The sequence below is a fragment of the Paenibacillus sp. BT-177 genome (assembly GCF_025846815.2).
GTDB lineage: Bacteria > Bacillota > Bacilli > Paenibacillales > Paenibacillaceae > Paenibacillus > Paenibacillus polymyxa_C.
The window spans coordinates 20222-43796 of sequence record NZ_JAOYTP010000009.1 but is presented as its reverse complement, the minus strand read 5'-3'; the positions used below and the strand labels follow the sequence as shown (position 1 = coordinate 43796).

At 47.8% G+C, this 23575-nt stretch carries 20 protein-coding genes; 16 read left to right on the top strand and 4 right to left on the bottom strand.

The features are described 5' to 3' along the window. Positions 1–172: 172 nt before the first annotated feature. Positions 173–1987 (top strand): phosphomethylpyrimidine synthase ThiC, encoded by a 1815-nt coding sequence (gene thiC, locus OIU26_RS21050; protein ID WP_436449186.1) that lies wholly within the window; start codon positions 173–175, stop codon positions 1985–1987. Positions 1988–2192: 205 nt separating this feature from the next. Here thiC and OIU26_RS21045 read toward each other — a convergent pair whose 3' ends face one another. Further along, positions 2193–2345 carry a hypothetical protein gene (locus OIU26_RS21045; protein WP_010348453.1) on the bottom strand — a complete coding sequence of 51 codons (153 nt, stop codon included), beginning with the start codon at positions 2343–2345 and terminating at the stop codon, positions 2193–2195. Between the two features lie 507 nt (positions 2346–2852). On the opposite strand from OIU26_RS21045, the gene OIU26_RS21040 reads away from it, so the two are divergent. Beyond that, positions 2853–3689, top strand: coding sequence for a YitT family protein (locus tag OIU26_RS21040; RefSeq protein WP_013369422.1), 837 nt, complete (start codon positions 2853–2855; stop codon positions 3687–3689). Between the two features lie 478 nt (positions 3690–4167). Here OIU26_RS21040 and OIU26_RS21035 read toward each other — a convergent pair whose 3' ends face one another. Continuing rightward, a complete protein-coding gene (locus OIU26_RS21035; RefSeq protein WP_264217909.1) occupies positions 4168–4437 on the bottom strand; it encodes a hypothetical protein in 270 nt (89 codons plus the stop codon). Between the two features lie 363 nt (positions 4438–4800). Beyond that, positions 4801–7512 carry an aconitate hydratase AcnA gene (gene acnA / locus OIU26_RS21030; RefSeq protein ID WP_165082891.1) on the bottom strand — a complete coding sequence of 904 codons (2712 nt, stop codon included), beginning with the start codon at positions 7510–7512 and terminating at the stop codon, positions 4801–4803. A gap of 423 nt (positions 7513–7935) precedes the next feature. Here acnA and OIU26_RS21025 point away from each other — a divergent pair, with 423 nt between their 5' ends. The 14 genes from OIU26_RS21025 to OIU26_RS20960 all read left to right on the top strand — a co-directional run bounded on the left by OIU26_RS21025 (position 7936) and on the right by OIU26_RS20960 (position 22518). After that, on the top strand, positions 7936–8931 hold the full coding sequence (locus OIU26_RS21025; RefSeq protein WP_264217908.1) for an amidase domain-containing protein: 996 nt from the start codon (positions 7936–7938) through the stop codon (positions 8929–8931). Between the two features lie 73 nt (positions 8932–9004). Beyond that, positions 9005–10093 (top strand): D-alanine--D-alanine ligase, encoded by a 1089-nt coding sequence (locus OIU26_RS21020; protein WP_137077850.1) that lies wholly within the window; start codon positions 9005–9007, stop codon positions 10091–10093. Positions 10094–10197: 104 nt separating this feature from the next. Further along, positions 10198–10521: a hypothetical protein gene (locus OIU26_RS21015; protein WP_016819326.1), complete on the top strand. Its 324-nt coding sequence runs from the start codon at positions 10198–10200 to the stop codon at positions 10519–10521. 139 nt (positions 10522–10660) lie between these two features. After that, positions 10661–11662 carry a UV DNA damage repair endonuclease UvsE gene (uvsE, locus tag OIU26_RS21010; protein WP_058831220.1) on the top strand — a complete coding sequence of 334 codons (1002 nt, stop codon included), beginning with the start codon at positions 10661–10663 and terminating at the stop codon, positions 11660–11662. Between the two features lie 173 nt (positions 11663–11835). Beyond that, positions 11836–12702: an inositol monophosphatase family protein gene (locus tag OIU26_RS21005; protein ID WP_017428433.1), complete on the top strand. Its 867-nt coding sequence runs from the start codon at positions 11836–11838 to the stop codon at positions 12700–12702. Between the two features lie 36 nt (positions 12703–12738). Beyond that, on the top strand, positions 12739–12981 hold the full coding sequence (locus OIU26_RS21000) for a hypothetical protein (RefSeq protein ID WP_013369430.1): 243 nt from the start codon (positions 12739–12741) through the stop codon (positions 12979–12981). Positions 12982–13147: 166 nt separating this feature from the next. Then, positions 13148–14878 (top strand): sensor histidine kinase, encoded by a 1731-nt coding sequence (locus tag OIU26_RS20995; protein WP_264217977.1) that lies wholly within the window; start codon positions 13148–13150, stop codon positions 14876–14878. Further along, positions 14856–16415, top strand: coding sequence for a response regulator (locus OIU26_RS20990; RefSeq protein WP_264217907.1), 1560 nt, complete (start codon positions 14856–14858; stop codon positions 16413–16415). Before OIU26_RS20995 ends, OIU26_RS20990 begins: the two co-directional genes overlap by 23 nt. 174 nt (positions 16416–16589) lie before the next feature. Next, positions 16590–17882, top strand: coding sequence for an extracellular solute-binding protein (locus OIU26_RS20985; protein WP_264217906.1), 1293 nt, complete (start codon positions 16590–16592; stop codon positions 17880–17882). Positions 17883–18072: 190 nt separating this feature from the next. Continuing rightward, complete coding sequence (locus tag OIU26_RS20980; RefSeq protein WP_264217905.1) at positions 18073–18981, top strand: carbohydrate ABC transporter permease; 909 nt, start codon at positions 18073–18075, stop codon at positions 18979–18981. A gap of 5 nt (positions 18982–18986) precedes the next feature. Then, positions 18987–19826: a carbohydrate ABC transporter permease gene (locus OIU26_RS20975; RefSeq protein WP_013369435.1), complete on the top strand. Its 840-nt coding sequence runs from the start codon at positions 18987–18989 to the stop codon at positions 19824–19826. An 18-nt stretch (positions 19827–19844) separates the two neighbouring features. After that, entirely contained in the window at positions 19845–20957 is a 1113-nt protein-coding gene (locus OIU26_RS20970) for a rhamnogalacturonan acetylesterase (RefSeq protein WP_165082877.1), read from the top strand. 73 nt (positions 20958–21030) lie between these two features. Next, entirely contained in the window at positions 21031–22065 is a 1035-nt protein-coding gene (locus OIU26_RS20965) for a glycoside hydrolase family 88 protein (RefSeq protein WP_264217976.1), read from the top strand. 51 nt (positions 22066–22116) lie between these two features. Then, the gene (locus OIU26_RS20960) at positions 22117–22518 is read left to right on the top strand and encodes a sensory rhodopsin transducer (protein WP_264217904.1); all 402 of its coding nucleotides are present in this window, start codon (positions 22117–22119) and stop codon (positions 22516–22518) included. Between the two features lie 105 nt (positions 22519–22623). Here OIU26_RS20960 and OIU26_RS20955 read toward each other — a convergent pair whose 3' ends face one another. Beyond that, a complete protein-coding gene (locus tag OIU26_RS20955; protein ID WP_264217903.1) occupies positions 22624–23574 on the bottom strand; it encodes a DMT family transporter in 951 nt (316 codons plus the stop codon). Position 23575: the final 1 nt, after the last annotated feature.

The window sequence follows — 23575 nt, the reverse complement described above, 5'->3', positions numbered from 1 at the left end:
GCTGCTGTCTGCGGTGACGCATAGGGTTTTATTCCATGTGCGCACTGTCTGGATAGCTGTCTCGTTTGATTAGCCGGTTCCCTAGGGAACCGGCTTTTTTGCATAGATCAGCGCCACCCTGGGAATGGTTCCGGATCGGTGTGTCATTTCAACGATACGGGAGGAATGGATCATGAAATCGATGGAAACCGAAGGAACAAAAGAAACAGGAGTGAAATCAACAACAGTAGAGAAGACAAGTGCGGAGCAAGCCAGTAGGGTTAATTCTTTCCCAGGGAGCCGCAAGGTGTATATTCAAGGTTCTCGGCCGGACATTGCCGTGCCAGAGCGTGAAATCGCGCTGCATCCCACACATACGCCGCAGGGAATAGAGTATCATGAGCCACTGCGTGTGTACGATACCAGCGGTCCGATGACAGATGAAGCCTATCAGGTGGATATTCGTCAGGGCTTGCCACCATTACGGCGAGCTTGGGCACTGGAACGGGGGGATGTGGAGGCTTACGACGGCCGTACCGTCAAGCCGGAGGATAATGGACTGAAACCCGGCTCCAAACGGGAAACAGTGGAATTTCCCGGTGTGACCAACCGTCCGCTTCGGGCTTCACAAGGGCGCACCGTGACGCAAATGCATTATGCGCGGCAAGGGATCATTACGCCTGAAATGGAATTTGCGGCGATCCGTGAAGGAGTGGAGCCCGAGTTTGTACGGCAGGAGTTGGCGGCTGGACGAGCCATTTTACCTTCAAATATCAATCACCCGGAAAGCGAGCCCATGGTCATAGGGCGCCATTTTCACGTGAAGATCAATGCAAACATTGGAAATTCCGCGGTTACGTCCTCCATCGAGGAGGAAGTGGAGAAGATGACCTGGGCTGTACGCTGGGGCTCAGACACCGTCATGGACCTGTCCACAGGCCGTAATATCCATACGACACGCGAATGGATTATTAGGAATTCACCCGTACCGATTGGGACGGTGCCGCTATATCAGGCACTGGAAAAGGTGAACGGCGAAGCAGAGAAGCTGACGTGGGAGCTGTATCGAGACACACTGATTGAGCAGGCGGAGCAAGGAGTGGACTATTTTACAATTCATGCGGGTGTATTGCTGCGATATATACCGATGACGGCGAATAGAATGACGGGAATTGTATCCCGGGGCGGGTCGATTATGGCAGCCTGGTGCCTTGCGCACCATCAGGAGAACTTTTTGTATACGCATTTTGAAGAAATCTGTGAAATTATGAAAACCTACGATGTGGCCTTTTCTCTCGGGGATGGTCTGCGTCCGGGTAGTATCTATGATGCGAATGATGAAGCACAATTTGCAGAGCTGAAGACGTTGGGCGAGCTAACGCAAATCGCATGGAAGCATGATGTCCAGGTCATGATTGAAGGGCCGGGACATGTCCCTATGCACAAAATCAAGGAGAATGTGGATTTACAAATGGAAATTTGTAAGGAGGCTCCCTTTTATACTTTAGGGCCGCTGACGACGGATATCGCACCAGGATATGATCATATTACCTCAGCTATCGGGGCGGCCATGATCGGTTGGTTCGGGACGTCCATGCTGTGCTATGTTACGCCGAAGGAGCACTTGGGTCTGCCGAACAAGGATGATGTCCGCGAGGGAGTTATTACCTACAAAATTGCCGCACATGCTGCCGATCTGGCGAAGGGCCATCCACGTGCACAGCAGCGGGACGATGCTTTGTCCAAGGCGCGTTTTGAATTCCGCTGGCGCGATCAGTTCAATCTTTCGCTTGACCCTGAGCGGGCCTTGTCCTACCATGATGAAACACTACCGGCAGAGGGGGCCAAGGAAGCACACTTTTGCTCGATGTGCGGTCCTAAGTTTTGCAGTATGCGTATCACACAGGACATTCGTGCCTATGCGGCAGATAAGGGACTGAATACCGAGGAAGCCGTCGTCGCCGGGATGCGTGAGAAGGCAGAGCAGTATCGGGATGGCGAGCGATAAATCGGTAGCCATACGAAAGTCAATCAACTGGGAAGCCTCAACAAATAGTACAGTTAAGCTCGTCAGAGGTTTATTTCCATGAATGTATGAGTTTAGGTTTAGAAACGCGTGAGATAGCAAAAAGCCGTGGTTCTCTACAGTCGATGTAGAAAACTACGGCTTTTCAGCTTATGTAAAGCGAGATATGCACCGGATTAACGGAGCTTTATTTTTTACCCATTTTTTCATTCAAAATGTCCTGAAAGCTGAGCTTCTTCTCCGAGCTATCTTCTTTCTTCTGCATACTCACCGCGTTGGCACGTTGGTATTGGTGGTGAAAGGGCATCAGGGTGTGGACAGTTAAGTTCATTGTATTCATTTGGGTCATTCCTCCAATTCCATATTGTCAAATTCAGATTGAGTTGCTTAGGACGTCTGTATAGGACTATTTATATGTACTTGATGTCGTAATGCCGTATAGGTTGCTTGGTAAGGTTTCAATCATTATACCCGCATTTATCCAAAGTAAAACGCTTTTGCCATAAAACAGGAAGATGGTCGTATGTGTCCAAAATGTGTATTAGGAGGATGGTCATTTTAGGGGAAAATGTGCCTAGGGCCTAAACAAGGGCTAGAGGCCCGTTTTCTTAGTTTAGTAGTCGGGATTGTGTTTTTTTGTCGAATAACCTTGTATTAGCAGAATTTTGCGGAATTCTAAGGTTGGACTAAGGCAGTCTGGTGGCGAATTAAAGTGTCAAAGTTGTATTGACTTTATGTTGGGGAGTGGATACCATGAACTGGTTGTCAGCGTATTTTGGCAAGAAGAGTCAGCCAATCCATCTGGCAATTCATCCGTTGAAATGTTAGAGAGAGGATTAGAGCATATATGAAAAAAAGTATTGCAGATATCGTATTTATTATTCTGGGTGCGTTTTTTTTCGCGCTGGCTGTTAATCTGTATGTGATCCCGAATGAGTTTGGCGAGGGGGGCGTTACAGGGGTCACGATCATCTTGTACTACCTGTTTCAGTGGTCTCCCTCGATCGTCAATCTGGTGATTAATGGCTTGCTGCTGATTGTTGGATATAAATTTTTGGACAAGAGAACGACCTTGTACACTATAATTGCGGTCGCATTTAACTCATTGTTTTTGCATTTAACGGTCAACTGGCGGATTGATTCGCATGAGCCGACGATTAATGCTGTATTTGCCGGAGTTTTGGTAGGGGTTGGAATTGGCTTAATTGTACGGGTCGGTGGTACAACGGCAGGAACCGTCATTTTAGCCCGGATCGCCAACAAATATCTGGATTGGAATATCAGCTATGCCTTGTTGTTTTTTGATCTGATTGTTGCATTCTCTTCCTATTTTATTATTGGTCCGGAAAAATTGATGCTGACTATCGTTATTTTGTACGTTGGTACGAAGGTGATGGACTTCATGATTGAAGGACTGAATCCGAAAAAAGCGGTCATGATCATTTCGGAGCACCAAGATAAAATTGCCGAGATGGTCATTACGCAAATGGACCGTGGAGTTACCGTCCTGTCAGGACACGGATATTACACTAAAAATCCGAAAGAGGTCCTATATATCGTCATTAGTAAACAAGAGGTATCAGCGCTTAAAAAGATTGTGAAAGCTATCGATACAGCAGCGTTTATTACCATTCATGACGTACGGGATGTGTTCGGAGAGGGCTTTTTGGATATTTCGAAGTAATTGGCAAGCGAAGGTAAGGTTATAAGAGAATACAGTTGGAAGCCGGTCCTGAGTGGGTCGGCTTTTTTGTCCACGATCATTAGTTGATTATTTCTCTTTTTCTAAGCCATAGGTATAAAAATATAGATTGCTGATATGTGTATAATATGAATTGAATTAGCTCTATGGGGCAGTGCCAGCGTCGCTGTCACCGGTGGCAAAGTGGATGGGGATAAATTACAGTCTAAAATCGGAGAGAGCAGCCATATTCCGGATGCTCGTGCTTCAGCTCATAACCGTGCGGTGGCGCTCCTGGCGTGCGCCTGACTGCTATTATTAGGGGTAGAACCAGCGAAGAACTTATTTGTGAGTCTGGAAGACAAGGCAAAACAAGCGTTTTGTTAACCTATTAAGGTTTTATAACGGCAATTTATAGGGATGCTATTGTGAAAAACAAATAAAGTATTTTCTTAGCCTAAGCACTAAGAAAATACTTTATTCAATGTCTGTTAAAATTATCAGGTTTCAAAAAAACTTTATAGGTTACATCATGAGCTACCGAGCTTTGAATACTAGGGTTAGCGTCATAATTATAGTCGTACTCAGTTGTTTCAAAACTATACATTACATCTAGCACACGATAAAGTTTATTATTCCATAAAACCATTTCTCCTTTTCTTGGGACAAAAGGCAAGGCAACAAGGTCAAATTTTTCAGTATAGTAGCCCTCTTTGTCATTTAATACAATTGCTAATTCGATAACTTTCAATTCCTCACCTCTCAAATGTAGAAATACTCTCTAATTAATAACTACTACTCTTGGAGGCGAAAAGCAAGAAGCAGGTCCATACACACCTCTTCTATATGTTTTATATGGTTGTTATGTGGACTTAGCCTCATATCCTTTATAGTTATGCTTTTGCTCCAGCTTGTTCTCAGACGTCAATTCAAGAGCCAAGAAGGCTCTGAAATGTTGAAAAGCCTGCCTGGTCTCATTACAGTGCTTATAACTGCTGTATTTTCGACCATAGGCATATGTTTTCTCCTGAATGCTTCGAGCATGTAAAAAAATCCCCTCTCAATTGCAGTTTACACCGCATTTGGGAGGGGATTTTCATGATTCAATCGATCATTACGCTTGAATCATTTGACGCAATACGGTTTGCAAAATACCACCGTTGTGGTAGTAATCGATGTCGACGGTGCTATCCAGACGGGCAGTGACCGGGAATTCGAACTTGGTGCCATCCTCGCGTTTGGCTACAACCGTAAGTTCTTGACCTGGTTTCACGTCATTGTCAATGCCGAGGATATCGAAGGTTTCGCGACCATTGAGACCCAAGCTGGACCAGCCATAGCCTTCCTGGAATTGCAGCGGCAGTACACCCATGCCGACCAGGTTGCTGCGGTGAATCCGCTCGAAGCTTTCAGCAATGACGGCTTTAACACCTAACAACAGTGTACCTTTTGCCGCCCAGTCACGGGAGCTACCTGTGCCGTATTCCTTGCCGGCAATGACGATCAGGTTCTGATCGGCTGCCTGATATTTCATGGACGCATCATAGATGGACATTTCCTCATCTGTTGGCAAGTACTTGGTCACACCGCCTTCGGTGCCTGGAGCTACATTATTGCGGATACGGATGTTGGCAAATGTACCGCGCATCATGACTTCATGATTACCGCGACGAGAGCCGTAGGAGTTGAAGTCCTTACGCTCTACACCATGCTCCTTCAAGTACAGTCCTGCCGGGCTGGAAGGGGCGATGTTGCCTGCTGGCGAGATGTGGTCAGTCGTGACCGAATCATTCAGCAGGGCAAGTACACGGGCATTACGGATTTCCTTGATATCCTGCACACCATCTTGAAGTCCTTCAAAGAACGGCGGATTTTGAATATAAGTTGAGTTTTCATCCCACTCATACAATTCGCCTTCAGGAACCGGAATGGAATTCCATTTCTCGTTGGCTGTAAATACATTTTCGTATTTGCGGCGGAACATATCCGGGCTGAGAGACAGGCTGATCGCTTCTTTGATTTCTTCGGAAGAAGGCCAGATATCTTTCAGGTAGACAGGCTGATTGTCCTGATCATAACCAAGCGGGTCATTCGTCAAATCAATGTTCACCGTACCTGCCAGCGCGTAAGCGACAACCAGTGGCGGCGAACCAAGATAGTTGGCTTTGACCTGCGCATGCACACGTCCTTCAAAGTTCCGGTTACCGGAAATGACTGCGCCGACGGTCAGATCATGGTCTGTAATGGCCTGGCTCACTTCGTCGGGAAGTGGACCGGAGTTACCGATACAGGTCGCGCAGCCGTAGCCTGCCACATGGAAGCCGAGGGCTTCGAGTGGTTCGATCAGCCCGGCTTTTTGCAGGTATTCCGTTACAACAAGGGAACCTGGTGTCAAGCTTGTTTTAACATAGCCTGGCTTTTTGAGCCCGCGTTGTACTGCCTTTTTGGCGAGCAAGCCCGCGCCTAGCATAACGCTTGGGTTGGAGGTGTTCGTGCAGCTTGTAATCGCTGCAATCACGACTGAGCCAGTACCCAGTTCACTGGTGGAGCCGTCCGGATGGGTCAGTGGAACCTTCTGTGCAATCTTTTCATCGCTCAGTCCATAGCCGCCTTTGTCTACCGGGGTACGGATAATGCCTTCGAAGGTTTCTTTCATGCGGCTGAGCTCAACACGGTCCTGCGGACGTTTGGGTCCGGCGAGACTCGGTACAACCGAAGCCAGATCCAGCTCAATCGTATCGCTGAACACAGGGTCTGGGGTATCGGCTGTGCGGAACATGCCTTGAGCTTTGTAATATTCCTCTACGAGGCTGACTTGCTCATCGGAACGTCCGGTGCTGCGCAGGTAAGCCAGCGTTTCGGCATCAACCGGGAAAAAGCCGATCGTTGCGCCGTATTCCGGTGCCATGTTGGCCACAGTCGCACGGTCAGCCAAGCTGATGTTGGCCAGACCTGGACCGAAAAATTCTACGAATTTCCCGACCACGCCTTTTTTACGCAGCATTTGCGTAACTGTTAGCGCCAGGTCCGTAGCGGTAGCACCTTCTGACAGACTGCCTGTCAGTTTGAAGCCGATCACATCGGGAGTGACAAAATACAACGGCTGCCCCAGCATACCGGCCTCTGCCTCAATCCCGCCGACACCCCAGCCCACAACACCCAGCCCGTTAATCATCGTCGTATGGGAGTCCGTTCCCACGAGGGAATCTGGGAAGACCACGGTTTCGCCGTCGATGGTTTTGGTCGCGGCTACGGAGGCGAGATACTCTAGATTAACCTGATGAACGATACCAGTGGACGGCGGCACCGCACGGAAGTTATTGAATGCCGTTTGCGCCCATCGCAGAAAACGATACCGTTCTTCGTTGCGTTCAAACTCTACATTAATATTGTAGTCCAGCGCGTCACTAGTACCGAAAGCATCAACCATAACCGAGTGGTCGATTACGAGATCGACGGGAACGAGCGGGTTGATTTGTTTCGGATCGCCGCCCGCTTTTTTCACCGTATCACGCATGGCCGCCAAATCGACAACCACCGGGACGCCTGTAAAATCCTGAAGCACGATACGTGCAGGAATGAACGGGATTTCCTTGTTGGTGTCACGATCCTCAGCCCAGCCTGTCAGCTGCTGCACATGTTCCTCAGTAATGGCGCGTCCGTCAAACTGGCGAACCGCAGCTTCCAGCAACACTTTAATGGAGAAAGGCAGCTTGGCAACACCGCTTTTTCCTTGTTCCTCCAGTGCCTTAAGACTGTAGTAGCGATAAGGCTTCCCGTTAACTTCCAAGCTACGGGCAATGGAGAATTGATCTTTTCCTGACATAAGTATTACCTCCTTGAAGTGGATGCTTGCGGGAAAATAGGGATGTCTTTTTTCGACGTCTTGCACATTTGGTTTTAATTGGTTGCGTTCTCAATTTCATCTTCAGTGGTTCATCGTAAGTTAAGAGGTTGAGATGAATGTAATTCGTTTCATTAGATGAAACATGATTTCAAAATGATTGCTTTTGGATTAAGTATACCGTTTTCAGACGGTTCCGTAAAGTTTTTTTGACCTAAATTATGCGTGTCAGACTGGAAAATAAAACGTTCCGTTCCCCCGCGTTTTTCGATGTTCATACCAAGCTTTAGAGATTCATACTTATAGATAGAGAGCATATCAGACCAGAGAGGAAAGAAAGGAAGTTATATATCGGCGTGGTTATCCCCGAATAAGGATAGCGAGACGAAAAATGGAGGGATAGGGATGGGGGAGCGGGAATGGAAACAGGCCCTTTTTGCTTACGTGAATCAGTACAATCGCAGTGAGGTAAATGGTGTACCACAGCCGGATGAGTACCTGGAGGTGGGCCAGCGAATGGAGCGGGCAGCACGTGCGGCCAGGTTGGAGCAGTGGTACAGCGAACGGGACGCTGTTCCCCTACGCAGCGAGACACGCGCCAAGCCGATACGAATAGTGCAGGATACTCCGGATGAGGCAGTGGTCGATGTACAACTGCATGTGCGGCTCTTTTATGAGAAGGGCGGAATGACTCACCGGGAGGATCGGATTGAACGGGAGCGCCTGACGTTTACACGCGAGGGTGAAGCCTGGCAGGTGACGAGGATTGAGCGTGACCCGGCAGAAAGAAAGCCAGCGGGAGGAGAGGTTCCTTTCGAACAAGCGTCGTTTAATCAGGGAGGAAGTCTGCCGCTGCTAAATCGTGGTGTGCTGGGCTTCGGTTCATCAGCACGCCCCAGTCGATATCGCCGTGAAGAAGCAGCGGCCTATGCAGATCAGTGGTGGGATAGTTTTAACCCGGAGTTTGAGGCTTTTGATGTGGATTGCACCAATTATATCTCGCAGTGCCTCTTTGCAGGTGGTGCACCGATCCACTATACTGGTAAAAGAGAATCGGGCTGGTGGTATAAAGGACGGGTCGCCGGACGTGAGCTGTGGAGCTATAGCTGGGCGGTTTCCAACAGTCTGGAACGGTATTTGGGTTCCAGTTCCTGGGGTTTGACCGCAGAGCAGGTGAGTCGACCGGAGCAGCTCATGCTGGGGGACGTCATTTTTTATGATTGGGATGGTGACGGAACTTTCCAGCACAGCACGGTGGTAACGGCCTTTGATGCTGGCGGCATGCCGCTAGTCAATGCACATACGGTAAGCTCCAGACGTCGTTATTGGGACTATAAAAATTCGTATGCGTGGACGGACAATACGGTATATCGCTTTTATCACATCGCCGACTATTTTTAAATGAGATGATGGATAACAGGTACAGTGAAGCAAATCAGGCACAATGACGAAAGCAAGAAAGCGGAGGATAGGCATGGCAAATCAAAAATTGACCGTAGGGCTGGTGTACGGTGGTAAATCGGGCGAACATGAGGTATCGCTGCAAACGGCGTATGCGGTAATGAACGCTTTTAACTATGAGAAATACGAGATTATTCCTTTTTATATTACGAAGGCTGGCGATTGGCGTAGAGGGACGCTGTTAAATGCGCCTCTGACTACTGTAGAGCAATTGAAGCTGGAGCATGCTGAGGGCGGCACCAAGGCGGCATTAGATACGTTGTTCGGCAAGCTGTATGGAGAGCAGACACTGGATGTACTGTTTCCGCTGCTGCACGGCACCTTTGGCGAGGACGGAACGATTCAGGGTCTGTTCGAAATGGCGGATATGCCCTATGTCGGGGCAGGAGTGCTGGCTTCGGCAGCAGGTATGGATAAAGGCGTCATGAAGAAGCTGTTTGAGCATGCAGGATTGCCGCAAGTGAAATACTGCTATTTTAATAGTACACAGTGGGCACAAACCGGTCATGACTTGGTGCGTAACATAGAAACTGAGCTAGGTTATCCTTGCTTTGTCAAACCAGCCAATCTGGGATCAAGTGTCGGTATTTCCAAAGCGAGCAACCGAGAAGAACTGGAAAAGGCTGTAGATCTGGCTTTGCAATTTGATCTGAAGGTGATCGTGGAAGAGTACGTCGATGCCCGTGAGATTGAGGTCAGCGTACTTGGTAATGATGAGCCGATTGCCTCGGTACCGGGTGAAATTGTGTCGTCGAGTGATTACTACGACTATGCTGCCAAATATACCGATGGTCAATCGGAAATGCTCATTCCGGCACCACTGGACGAGGAAGTGGCAGATCGTATCCGTGAAGCCGCATTGCAAGCTTTCCGCGCTCTGGAAGGTTGTGGGATTTCCCGTGCAGATTTCTTCGTCAGACGCTCAGATGGACATATCCTTATTAATGAAGTGAATACGATGCCTGGCTTTACACCGTTCAGCATGTATCCATTGTTGTGGAGAGAAACCGGCGTATCCTATGTAAGTCTACTGGATCGCATGATTGCTCTTGCACTGGAGCGTTATGAGCGCCGGTCGGCACTGCACTATGAGAACTCATAAACGAAAAAAATGAAGGGGAGCTGATCACTCTCCTTTTTGTTCATATATATTGATGTACTTGAGCATTTTACCAATCCCTTAAATATGAAAGGTGGCGGCTAGACATGGGCTTTCAAACTGAATTTAACTCGGTGTGCAAATTCAAGAGCGAACAAGAACTTTATGAACTGCTGGAATATGGACGTGGCAAAATGGTTAAATCCGGACTGCGCGTTTTTCCGACAGGACAGAAGGTCATCGCATATAGCGTGGACAACGTGGCAGTAGCCATCGTTCAGATTGTGGGCTGTATCGCCGAAATCAATTTCCAAGGTGACGAAGTGACCGAGGTAGAAATGACTCTCATTCGTAAGCTGAATGAAGAGGAATCAAGAATTCAGACCGCATTGGCGGATGAAATGTTTTTTGGAGCACAGCAGCAATCCTAGCTGTTTGTTTCTTACAGTTTTGTGCAATACACCGAATCAGCAGGTGCTTTTCCGGGTATGATCAGTAGAAAAGGGGTTTAGGTCACAGAGTGAAAGCGGCCTTACCATCTACTGCGAACTGCTGAAAGGAAGGACATCTATGATCGTAAGGTTCGGTTATGTTGCCATGTCAGTCACCGTGCAAAATGCATCCCCTTCTAAAACCATGACCATGGCCAGCTTTAACAAGATCGGAGACCGAGAAGCGGCGATCCGCAAGCTAGAACGGATTGCAGCCGAAAATCTCCATAATACATTGAGGCTGCTGCGTCATAATCGTGCGAGTGATATTCAGGTCTATCGTTTCTCATCCAAGCTGATTCCGCTTGCGACCCATCAGGATCTGCGGGACTGGGACCCGTTTGAGGCGCTTGCCGCTGATTTTGCAGAGGTGGGGGACTATGTCAAGGCGAATAAGATGAGGGTATCGTTTCACCCTGATCATTTTACAGTGCTCAGCACTCCCCGTCCTGAAGTGTTACAGAGCTCCATTAATGATCTGAAGTACCACGTGGCGATGCTGGAGGCCATGGGACTTGGTGCCGAAGCCAAGAACAACATTCATATTGGTGGTGCATACGGAGATAAGGTGACCTCAGGTCAGCGTTTTGTAGAGCAAGTGAATGCCCTGGATCTTTCATTAAGACAACGGTTAACATTGGAAAATGATGATAAAACGTTCAATGCGGTGGAAACACTGGAAGCTTGCAAAATAACGGGCTTGCCGATGGTTCTCGATATTCATCATCAATGGGTCAATAACGAGGGGGAAAAGCCGTGGGAGCTATGGCCGGATATATTGGAGACCTGGAAAGGGGAATTGGCTCAAGCCGGATCTTCTACTGATCATCCATTGCCGCCCAAAATTCATGCCTCCAGTCCTAAAAGTGAAAAAGACCCTCGTGGTCATGCAGACGGTGTTCTGGTGGAGCCGTTGCTGACCTTTCTGCGTAATATTTCTGGATATACGGATCGGATTGATGTCATGCTTGAAGCCAAACTTAAGGATGAAGCATTGTTCGGATTAATGAATGAACTGCGTCTTCAGGAAGATAACGGGGTCAAAGTGTTGGATGGGGCTTCCATAGAAATTACGCCTTAAAAAGTAGTATTTTGCGGATAAAGCTTCCATATGGAGAAACTTTATGAAGCTTATTGTGTATACTAGAATGTGTAAACTAGCAAACTTGTACTGAAACAGAGATGGTTAAGAGACTGTCTGCAGGGCAGATTCGTAAACCACGTAACAATGATATAGAAAGTAGAGTGAACACGTTGAACGAACATGAAAACGAAAAGGTTCCCTATATCGTATCAGGAAAAAGCTATACGGCCGTGGCTATTAATGCGGCATCCAAAGCCGGGGAATGGATTAAGAGCAGACTGGGCACTGTTGAACAATTGAATACCAAGCAATCTTCGACCGATCTAGTAACCGAGGTAGATAAAGGTGCAGAACAGATGATTCGCAGACTCATCCTCACCCATTTTCCCGATCATGCCATTTTGGGTGAAGAAGGGGTAGAGCCGGGAGCTGAAGCTTCAGCCCGAGCATTAGAGGCTGCCCGTGAAGAGGAATATTTATGGATCATTGATCCGGTAGACGGCACTACCAATTTCGTGCACAGTCTGCCGTACTACAGTGTGTCTATTGCCTTGGCTCATCGTGGAGAGGTAATTGTCGGTGTAATTTATGATCCGTCCCGCGATGAAATGTTTGTAGCGGAGAAGGGAAAAGGCGCATACGTCCACGGAAATCGTATGCAAGCATCGAAAGAAGAAACGCTGGGAGATAGTCTGGTGTGCATCGGCTTCCCGCCGGATCGTACGTATGCACAACCGTTGAATATGAAAATTACGCAGGTTCTTACACCTCAAGTACGGGGCATTCGGGCGCTCGGCTCGGCAGCCTTGCATTTGGCTTATGTGGCGTCGGGACGTTTGTCCGCTTATTGCGAAATCGGTTTGAATGCCTGGGATGTGGCCGCGGGTGCTTTGTTGGTACAGGAATCAGGAGGCACCATTACGAACACATTAGGCCAACCTTATGACCTGAGTGTACGGCATGTTGTAGCTACGAATACAGCTATTCATTCTCAACTTATTCAAGTGCTGAAAGAAGCGGACGCAACCGGGTTATAATACTACGTAACCATCATCCTGAAGGAGGAAATCGCGATGAGCCAATCCGAAGAATTGGAACGCCAGCTCAGTGAACTGCTGACGGAAGGCGAAATTCGTGAGAATGAGGCCAAAAAACGGGAACGACTCAGCCCCAAATATGAGGTGCGGGTTCAGACTCAAATGGACCCTATTGTCGAAGAGACGCGAAAATACCGGAGTATGGCACGTGAACTTGATGACCGATATGACGAATATATGAGCAAGGCGGACAAATCGAAAGCAAACGATCAACGCTAAGCAAACCCAAATACCTCTTGCCGAATGACCAAGGCATGGGGTATTTTGTATAATATATAGAGTTTTCTCCATTTTGAGCTGGACCGTGCAGGATGAGCGAAGGAGGCGACATGTACTGATTACCTATGTTAAGAGCGCTTACAAAAATGCTGGAATCCATCATAAGATGGTACTGCTGATTACGGTGCTCATGCTGGTTAATTTTGCGGTTGTTGCAGTTATACTTAAATACGTATTTCATATTTATGATAATCAAATGTACAAAAAGACATCCGAGGTACTCAATATTTCTTCAATTGGCATTGAAAATGAACTGAAGGATGTTGAAAAGGTTACTTTTAAGGTAATAACGGACGAGCAGCTTCAGCGTTATTTGCTCCAGTTGGAAAAGGAAACGTCACCTTATGTCAAAATGGTACTGCGCAAAAAAATAACGAATAGGCTTATTGCCTTTGCCGGCTCTGAAACCTATGTCTATTCTATGATGGTAATCGACAAAGAGGGACAGGTGATGAGTGCGGGCAACCGCGAAGGTATCCCCCAAGAGCTTCGATCCACCCTGTCGGAGTTGGCAGACGAATATGACGGCTCCCATGCATGGTATGCGGCAGGCCATTCCTCCTTGCTGGCAGCACGGCAATTCAAATCTTTTACCGATTCCAATTTTACGCTGAACGGGCTTGGAACGCTTGCGATTCGTGTGCGAATTGACCGGATTGTAGCGGATCGTGTGCAGACCTCCGGCCGTGACGGACAGTTGATGATTACAGACGGAAGACGGATGATCTATCCCGAAACACCGCTTTTGAGTGAGAGCGATATTCAGGCAGAGCTTGGGCGGAAGCAGCCTTACGGGATCGCGACCTATACAGGCGGGACCTTTTTTGCTGCTCAAATCAAATCCTCTTATACGGGCTGGACGTATTTACATATGACTCCCTTTGATGATATGTTTCGCAGTATTACGATAATCAAAGAAATTGTAAGCGCAATTTTTGTAATTATGCTGCTTATTGCACTGGCGCTGGGCGCTAGGTTATCGGGCAGCATTACCCAACCGATCGTTCAGTTGATTCAGAACATGCGTAAAATAGAAAAAGGAGATCTCGACCGTCTGGAAGAGGAAGCGCTTGGAGCGGTCCCCCTTTCCACACAGGATGAGGTAGGCTTACTGCATCGGACGTATAAGAAGATGATCCGCCGTATCCGTGAGCTTATTAATGAGAATGTTGCCAAGCAGCTACTGCTGCGGGAAACAGAGCTAAAGGCGCTTCAGGCACAGATAAATCCACATTTTCTATACAATACATTAGAGTCTGTGAACTGGCTCGCCAAGGCCAACAAGCAGGACCGGATTTCAGAAATGGTGGAAGCCCTTGCTTTTCTACTACGCAGCGCGGTCAGTTTTGAAGAGCAGCTGATTCCGCTTCAAAAAGAACTGGATATCGTAAGAAGCTACGTAACGATCCAAAAAACACGTTTTGACGAACGTCTCGTTTTCCATCTCGATGTCCCGGAAGAATTGATGGACGCGCAAATTCCGAAGCTAACACTTCAGCCCTTGGTGGAGAATGCGATCCATTATGCGCTGGAGCCGCGTATTGAACCGTGTCGGATCACAATTGTGGTCAGAGAAAACGAGGGGGCGCTGTTCCTGAGGGTTGAAGATGACGGACCTGGAATGACCCCGGATTTCTTGGAAAAGCTGCGGAGCGGACAGATCACAACCCGTGGGCGGGGTATTGGACTTGCGAATATTCAAGAACGGATTAACCTGACATTTGGTACACCTTGGGGGATAGAGCTGCATAGCGAGTCAGGAGCAGGAACGTCAATTCATGTCTGTATTCCATATGTGAAAGGGGATCAGGGTCGTGTACAAGGTGCTACTGGTTGATGATGAGCGTATGATTTTGGAAGGCATTTCACAGGTGGTCGATTGGGGTAAGGCAGGAACAAGGCTGGTAGGTACGGCGCGTAATGGGATTGAGGCATATGATCAGATCCAGGCGAGCCCGCCTGATTTTGTGATCAGCGATATTTCTATGCCAGGACTGGACGGTATCGGACTCGTTGCCAAAACGACGGAGCATTTTCCAGACGTTCGGTTTATTCTGTTGTCAGGTTACAAAGATTTTGACTATGCTTGTCGGGCTATGCAATACGGGGTAAAGCACTACTTGCTGAAGCCCTGCAACGAGCGGCAAATTCATGAGGCTCTGACAGAGTTAGGACAGGAGCGAGAGGAACAGGAAGAACGCAAGCAGTTTGTGAGCCGGATGAAGCTTGATTTTCAGCGTATGTTGCCGCATGTGAAGGAGCATTTTTTGAAGGAGTTTATTTCCTATAAAACTTACGGCAGCCGTGATATCGCTTTTTATGAGCGTTTGTTCGGTCTGGAGTTGCAAGATAAGCAGGTTCGAATGCTGCTGCTGCGGGTGGAGGAGTCCCACGAGCCGGAGCATTTGTTTGCTTTGCAAAATATAGCAGGGGATTTAATGGATCATGTCTTGCTCAGTACGACTATGCAAGGGCAGCTGCTAATTGTGCTGGAAAGTGAGGATGACACATCTCGATTTATGAAACAGATTGAAGCGGTACGTACGACATTTCACCGCTTTTATAAGTTGGAGGTGACCGTCGCAGTTAGCGAGTCGGATAGCATGCAGCATTCGCGGGGGATGTACCGGGAGACTTTGCATTGTATGAATCACCGCTTTTACACCGGAGAGGGGAGTCTCATTACGAAGGAGGATTTGGCGGCTGAGGACACCCGGGAGATGGCAGATTTGGAGCTGGACGAGGAGAAGTTCGGCCTGCTGATCAAGGCTGGAAATAGGGAGGAGGTTGCGCAGGAAGTGGATCGGCTGTTTGGCATCCTGTCCCGTATGAAGCTGGAAATCTCCGTAACCCGTTCTTATGTGCTACAGCTCTATGCGGCCATGATCCGTATATGCCCTGAAGAAGAGCGTGCGGCGTTCACGAGCCGAATGGTCGTGCTGGCAGAGCAAAAAACATTGGCATGTCTCAAATCTTTTGTACAGGAAGCTGCCGAACGAATGACCGCAATTTATTATAAAAGCAATGTATACCGCCAATCTTCCACGGTGGATAAAATGATCACTATTATTGAGCAAAATTATAGAAAATCCGATCTTTCACTGAACGGAGTGGCGGGGCAAATGCTCTATATGAATTCCGACTACTTAGGGAAAATTTTCAAAAAAGTGACAGGCGAAAACTTTTCGCACTACGTCAATCGTTACCGGATCGAACGTGCGGCTGAGCATATTCGGGAAACAGGGGACGTAAAGGTGTTTGAGCTGGCCGAATGGTTCGGCTTCGGCGGGAATGCGCAATATTTTAGCCAGGTGTTCAAAAAATGGGCAGGTATGACACCCTCCGAGTACATTAAATCACACGAACGGGGATAAGCTGCTGAGTCCCTCTGTTTTTTAAACCTTTGAAATCTGATTTGTGTATTCCAATGTTTCTCTGCTTTTGGGAAAATAACTACAGGAGCAAATGTAAACGCTATCAAATTTGCGTAAGTACATTGTTACTTGTAATAAGGCTCCTTTCTAGAACAGCGAAAAGGGGAGAGATAGGTGGGCAAAAAGGGATGGTTTCTGATCATAGCGATGCTGCTCGTTTTGACGACGGCATGTAGTGGAGCAGACGGTGGAGGCAATTCGGGCACAAGTGCAGACGGGAAAGTAAAGTTGCGGATCGCTTGGTGGGGATCGGATACGCGCCACGAATATACGCAGAAGGTTATCGATTTGTATAAGCAAAAAAATCCGAATGTGACGATTGATGTGGAATATGCCTCTTTTGATGACTACTGGAAGAAGCTCGCCCCGCAGGCGGCAGCAAACCAACTGCCGGATATCGTACAGATGGACATTTCGTATATTAGCCAATATGCGAAGAACGGCCAACTGGAGGATATGGCGCCTTACTTGAATCAGAAAATCCAAGTCGCTGATGTGAACGAAAATGTACTCAAAACCGGGATCATTGCCGGAAAGCAATATGGTATTCCAACAGGTGTCAATGTGCTGGGCTTCCAATATGATCCGGCATTGCTCAAAAAAGCGGGCATAGACAAAATTCCTGACGACTGGACATGGGATCAATACAAGGAGCTGGCTTTGAAGGCAGCCTCTAATAAAGTTTACTTTGACAGCTCAATGGCTGCGGATATTTTCTTCCACTACTATTTGCGGACACATGGAAAGTCTCTCTACAATACGGAAGGAACAGGATTGGGGTATGACGACGATAATCTGTTTGTTGATTTCTTCGGCGGTTTAGCTGAGCTAATTAAAAAGGGGGCGACACCGACTCCTGAAGTCATGAACCAAACCAAGGGAATTCTTGAGGAATCGGATATTGTTAAAGGAACAGGCATCGGCATTTGGCAGTGGTCCAATCAATATGTGGGATTACAACAGGTCGTTAATCGGCCAATGGCGCTTGCTCCGATGTTTGGACCGAATATGGAAAAAGGCGTGTATATGCAGCCTACAATGTACTGGGCAGTGGCTTCCCGTTCACAGGTGAAGGATGAGGCCGCAAAATTTATTGATTTCTGGATGAATGATGTAGAAGCGAATAAATTGATTAAAGGCGAACGCGGCGTACCGATTTCTGCCAAAATCAAGGAAGCTGTAGCGCCGGAGTTAAGCGAGGCAACGAAGCAGGTGTTTGAATTTGTGGCTTCCATGGAGCCAAAGGCTTCTCCAATGAGCCCGCCGCCGCCGGTTGGATCGCCGGAAGTGATTGCTACTCTGACCGATTATATTGAGCAAGTCAATTTCGGACAGATGACGCCTGAAGACGCAGCGGTCAAATTCCGGGCTGATGCGAATACTATCCTTGCGAATAACAAGCAGTAACAATGCAGGGTTGAAGGAACGTTTCGTTAGGTTAACCGTGCGTAGTGCAAAGCAATGATTGCGCACGGTTAATCGGACGAACCCATCGTAGAAGCAAGCTTTGTAGATATCACAATATAATTCATATAACAACGATTAATATATATATTTAAATTTGCTAATTTTTAAAATGCAACAGAAGGGAGGCTTGATGAGCTTGCGAAATCATCAGAGCTTGAAAGCCAATATGACCGGATATGCGTTTATCAGCCCGTTTATTGTGGGCTTTCTGGCATTTACATTAATTCCAATGTTTATTTCGCTGTATCTATCCTTTACCAGCTACAATCTGTTCACCCCGCCCAAATGGATTGGTCTGGGTAACTTCGAAAAAATGTTTACAGGCGATCCGAAATACTGGAATTCGATCAGAGTCACGTTTACGTATGTATTGGTCGGTGTACCATTGCGGCTGATTTTCGCGTTGTTTGTGGCGATGATTTTGAATACCAAGTCACGCATGGTGGGCACCTATCGGACGATGTACTATCTGCCTTCTATTATCGGGGGGAGCGTTGCAGTATCCATCATGTGGCGCAATATTTTCAGTAATGAGGGCATTGTTAACAGCTTGCTTTCGGCCTTTGGGGCAACCCCGGTGAAATGGTTTGGTGATCCGAATGCTTCGCTAATGATGCTAATCACCTTGTCTGTATGGCAATTTGGTTCATCCATGCTTATTTTTCTGGCAGGACTGAAAAACATTCCGCATGAAATGTACGAGGCATCCAGTGTAGATGGTGCTACGCCAGTACGGAAATTTTTCAGTATTACGCTGCCACTGCTGAGTCCGATTATTTTATTTAACTTGATAATGCAGACGATCAGTGCTTTTATGACCTTCGTCCCGGCCTATGTTATCTCCAAGGGTGAGGGCGGCCCAATGGATGGAACGATGCTGCATTCACTGTATCTGTTCCGGCAGGCGTTTATGTTCAGCAATATGGGATATGCGGCGGCTATGGCTTGGGTCATGCTTATTATGATTGCGATACTGACTGCGATTTTATTTATAACATCCAAATTTTGGGTATTTTATGAAACGGAAAAGGGGCGCTGATACCAATGGCATGGAAAACGTTCAAATGGCCAATTTATCACATTCTGGTTGCTGCACTAGCGCTCCTAATGCTGTATCCCGTGTTTTGGATGCTGTTCAGCTCATTTAAAGAAAGTCGGACGATATTCGTCACAGCCTCCTCACTTTTCCCTACAGAATGGATTTGGCAAAACTATGTAACAGGCTGGAAAGGCACGACGGGTTATAACTTCGGCACATATATTCTAAATTCGCTTACGATCGTAGTGATTTCCACGATTGGCGCTGTGCTTTCCTCCTCATTGATCGCATTTGGCTTCGCACGCTTGAAATTCAAAGGGCGTAACTTGTGGTTTGCTCTGATGATGGTGACGCTGATGCTGCCAGGGGATGTAGTGCTGGTACCGCAATATATCATTTTCACCAAGCTTGGATGGATCAATACAATCTTACCGTTGGTAGTACCATCCTTTTTCGGGATGCCGTTCTTCATCTTTCTGATGGTGCAGTTTATACGCACGATTCCAGCAGAGTTGGATGAAGCGGCGACGATTGATGGATGCGGCAAGTTCCGATTGTATTTTCGAATTATTTTACCCTTGCTCAAATCCTCGCTGGCTACGGCGGCCATCTTCTCATTCTACTGGAAGTGGGAGGATCTGTTAGGTCCGGTATTGTATCTGAACTCTCCAGAGAAATATACCGTATCGATTGCACTCAAAATGTTCCTCGATAGCGAGTCAGCCTCCAACTGGGGAGGAATGTTCGCGATGTCCATCTTAAGCCTGCTACCTGTTATCGCTGTATTCTTCGCTTTCCAAAAACAAATTGTAGAAGGAATGAGCACGAGTGGCCTGAAGGGTTAAGACCGAGGAGTGAGTAAAATGTGGAAGTTTGACTTTGGTCCGGGAGAGCCTGCGGATGGCTACAAGGCCGTGTCCCCGGATTGCATATATACAGCTGAACAGGGCTATGGCTTCGAGACTACAGAGCATGTGTACGGGCGACAAAGGCAGAATCCAGCCAAGGATGCACATACACGGCTGCGCAGCAGCTTTTGTATTCCACTGAACGCTTCGTTTGTTGCAGATGTACCGGACGGAATAGTTTTGGTCACCGTATTGCTCGGCGATCCACTGGCAGAAACGCTCACGCGGCTACGGGCTGGCGAGGGTAAACATATGCTGCCTCCCGTCCACACGCTGCCAGGCCAGTTCACGGAGGCGATGTTTACGGTGCCTGTCCGAGGCGGCAGACTGCGCCTCACCGTATCTGGCACTGCGCCACGGCTCAATGCTCTGGAAATTGCACCCGCACTGCAGAGTCTCCGACTATTCCTAGCCGGAGACTCTACGGTTACGGATCAAGGGCTGTCCGGCTATCCTTATACAGGCTGGGGTCAGGCTTTGCCAGCCCTGTTCAAGCATGATGTCTGCGTGGATAATCACGCTGTATCGGGACGAAGCTCCAAAAGCTTCGTGGACGAGGGACGTCTAGATGCTATTTTGGGAGAAATGAAGACAGGAGACTTCCTGTTCATCCAGTTCGGTCATAATGATCAGAAGCCTGATCCCGAACGGGCCACGGAGCCTTTTACGACCTACACGGAGCATTTGCGCCTATATATCGACGGAGCGAGAAGCAAGGGCGGAACCCCGGTGCTGATTACGCCTGTACATCGTCGCTATTTTAACGAGGATGGTACGCTGTCCGATACACATGGCGACTATATAACGGCGGTTCGCGAGTTGGCAGAAGAAGCGAACGTGCCGCTCATTGATTTGTCTGCCCGCACGCAGGAGTTATATGAAGAGCTGGGCCCTGAAGAAAGCAAGGAGTTTTTTATGTGGCTGCTGCCTGGGGAATACATGAACTTTTCCGGCGGCCTGGAGGATAATACGCATTTTCATGAGAATGGTGCGATCCGGATTGCAAATATGGTGGCGGCGGCTGTGAAGGAACTGGATTTGCAACCGCTGCGCATGTACTTACGTTGACGGATGACCTTTTTTGGAACAGGTGGCAAGGAGGGCAACTAACGTGAAGCTTACCAAAGGAGGAGACGTAGCAATGCCCGCATTGAGTTTTGATGAGGAACAGATTAAACAGGTGATTGACCGGGTAGTGGAACGCACGTTTCAAATGCACTATAGCTGGGATTGGCCGGGTGGAGTAGCCTTTTATGGAGTATGCGAGGCCTATGAAGCAACAGGCAATGAAAAGTATTTGACCAAGCTGAAAGAATGGGTTGACGAGAATATCGAGGATGGACTTCCGCCTCTGTCGGTAAACGGCGTTTCTGTTGGACATTGTTTGTTGACACTACATCAGGCTACAGGTGAGCAAAAATACCTGGATATCGCCATCGAGATGGCAGAATTTTTGGTCAAAAAGGCTGAGCGGTTTGCCAACGGCATTTTCCAGCATACCGTGAATTCACTACATGATGTATTTCCGCAGCAAGCATGGGTGGATACGATGTTTATGGCCGGTTATTATCTGCTGCGGATTGGGCATTTGCTGGGCAACAAGACATATTGGGAGGATGGAATCCGGCAATATCACGGGCATGAAGAATTTTTGCAGGACCCGGATACGAATTTGTATTATCACGGCTGGGATCATGCGAACCAAAGCCGCATGTCGGGAATATACTGGGCGCGCGGCAATTCATGGGCAGCCCTCACGATGGCCAAGGCGCTGAAATGTGTGGAGGTGCAGCATCCATCCTATATGATCATTGACGGCTCGCTGCGTGACCAACTCAATGCACTAGTGCGGTTGCAATCCTCAGAAGGACTATGGCATACAGTGCTGAATGATGATACCTCTTATCTGGAAACCTCCGGCTCGGCAGGGATTGCGACTGCTTTGCTTATGCAGGGCCGATTGTTTAACAAATACACGCAAAAGGCGATCGACGGCATCCTTTCCCGCATTAAAGAGGACGGCACAGTGACTGGCGTATCCGCTGGAACTGCTGTAATGAACGATATAGATGGCTATCGCAACGTACCTTACAAACGCATTCAGGGATGGGGCCAGGGATTGACGCTTGCTTTTCTGGCTCAACTGCTGCGTACCAAGGAGAACCCATACGGGTAAAAAAGACTTTAGAGGTGTGAAGGTATTCATAGCTGAAAGGAGGCCATTGGCATGGGAGAACCTGAACAGTCTCAGGAAAAGGCGGCTAACCAGCCGCGAGGAAGTTTATTCTGGGTCATCCCCGATGGATATATTCCACCGGAAAGCCGGGGAGAGCTGCTCAGTCATGAGAGTATATGTGTGCTGAACTGTGGAAACCGTGCGGCAAAGCTGAGCATAGACATTTATTTTGAAGACCGTGAGCCGTTGGAGGGAATGATCGAGGTGGTGGAAGGAAGACGAACCCGCCATATCCGAACAGCCTCGCTGGAAAAGTTCGGCGAACGGATTCCGCCAGGTATTCCTTACGCAATTACGGTCACTAGCGACGTGCCTATCATTGTACAATATAGTAGACTGGACACGACACAGCCGGAGCTGGCGTTAATGAGTGTCATGGCGTATCCGGTCTAGTCCACGAAAACGATGAAGTTAAACAAGAAAACTCCAGGCTGGAATGACCCAGCTTGGAGTTTTCTTTTTTTGAAGGCAAATTAACACCTGTCTGCTTTTAGCCCATTATTGTGATTTAGCCGAAGTTGTTTTGATCGGCGTGAAGCTTTTTCTTCCTCCGAAATTGGTGCCCACCACACCGATAATGATCACCACAGTACCAATAATGTGATAGTAGGCAAGCTGTTCCTTCAAAATATAAGCACCCGCTAACATGGAAATAAGGGTGGATAAATTACCGATCACACTCATTTTGGAGGCTTCGATCCACTTCAAGGCAAAGCTGGACAACAGCGAGGTGACGAGGGTAGATAGTATGCCCAGATAAGCCAGTGCCATCCAATAATCAGGCTTTACCAGCGGCGCAGTATAAGCACTCATGGAACCGTCTATGGCATGATACCCCAAGGCCGCCAAGTTAAAAACGATACATCCCAAAATGGAGGTAACGTAGGTCAGTTCCATCGGATTGTACTTTTGTGTTAATGGACGAGCCAGTACGTTATAGCCAGATAGGCATATAGCAGAGAGCACGAGCAGAAAAATACCGCCAAAGCTATTGGAAGCTAACGGTGCTCCGCTTTTCATCACAAATATAAAAACGACACCAAAGACAGATAGCAGTAAGGATATCTTTTGAAGCACTGTTGTGCGCTCTTTAAGAAAATAGGAGGCTAGCAGAAGCGTAAAGATCGGAACGGTAGCTTGAATAATTCCACCCTCAGATGAAGAAGTACTCATCAGTCCGAACGCTTGCAAGGGGAAAAACAGTAAAGGTGAAAGCAGCGCCAATGGTAAAATGCGCAGCATATCACGCAACTTGATATTGATTTTGATCCAACCAAGCAGTACTGGAATGGTCAGAGCGATAAATGACAACGCAAAGCGGTGGGCGATCACATCCAGCGGGCTTGCCTCTGTCACCGTCAATTTTACAAATAAAAATGAAAAGCCAAGTATAGCTGCATAGCTGAGAGCTGCCAGATAGGCGACCCCATTTCTGGAACGACTGTGCATA

Coding starts and splice junctions, on each gene's coding strand:
- OIU26_RS20960 (WP_264217904.1), top strand. CDS start 22,117: ATGGGAGAACCTGAACAGTCTCAGGAAAAGGCGGCTAACCAGCCGCGA.
- OIU26_RS20970 (WP_165082877.1), top strand. CDS start 19,845: ATGTGGAAGTTTGACTTTGGTCCGGGAGAGCCTGCGGATGGCTACAAG.
- OIU26_RS20975 (WP_013369435.1), top strand. CDS start 18,987: ATGGCATGGAAAACGTTCAAATGGCCAATTTATCACATTCTGGTTGCT.
- acnA (WP_165082891.1), bottom strand. CDS start 7,512: ATGTCAGGAAAAGATCAATTCTCCATTGCCCGTAGCTTGGAAGTTAAC.
- OIU26_RS21045 (WP_010348453.1), bottom strand. CDS start 2,345: ATGAATACAATGAACTTAACTGTCCACACCCTGATGCCCTTTCACCAC.
- OIU26_RS21040 (WP_013369422.1), top strand. CDS start 2,853: ATGAAAAAAAGTATTGCAGATATCGTATTTATTATTCTGGGTGCGTTT.
- OIU26_RS21015 (WP_016819326.1), top strand. CDS start 10,198: ATGGGCTTTCAAACTGAATTTAACTCGGTGTGCAAATTCAAGAGCGAA.
- OIU26_RS20955 (WP_264217903.1), bottom strand. CDS start 23,574: ATGCACAGTCGTTCCAGAAATGGGGTCGCCTATCTGGCAGCTCTCAGC.
- uvsE (WP_058831220.1), top strand. CDS start 10,661: ATGATCGTAAGGTTCGGTTATGTTGCCATGTCAGTCACCGTGCAAAAT.
- OIU26_RS20965 (WP_264217976.1), top strand. CDS start 21,031: ATGCCCGCATTGAGTTTTGATGAGGAACAGATTAAACAGGTGATTGAC.
- thiC (WP_436449186.1), top strand. CDS start 173: ATGAAATCGATGGAAACCGAAGGAACAAAAGAAACAGGAGTGAAATCA.
- OIU26_RS21025 (WP_264217908.1), top strand. CDS start 7,936: ATGGGGGAGCGGGAATGGAAACAGGCCCTTTTTGCTTACGTGAATCAG.
- OIU26_RS20995 (WP_264217977.1), top strand. CDS start 13,148: ATGGTACTGCTGATTACGGTGCTCATGCTGGTTAATTTTGCGGTTGTT.
- OIU26_RS21020 (WP_137077850.1), top strand. CDS start 9,005: ATGGCAAATCAAAAATTGACCGTAGGGCTGGTGTACGGTGGTAAATCG.
- OIU26_RS20980 (WP_264217905.1), top strand. CDS start 18,073: ATGAGCTTGCGAAATCATCAGAGCTTGAAAGCCAATATGACCGGATAT.
- OIU26_RS21000 (WP_013369430.1), top strand. CDS start 12,739: ATGAGCCAATCCGAAGAATTGGAACGCCAGCTCAGTGAACTGCTGACG.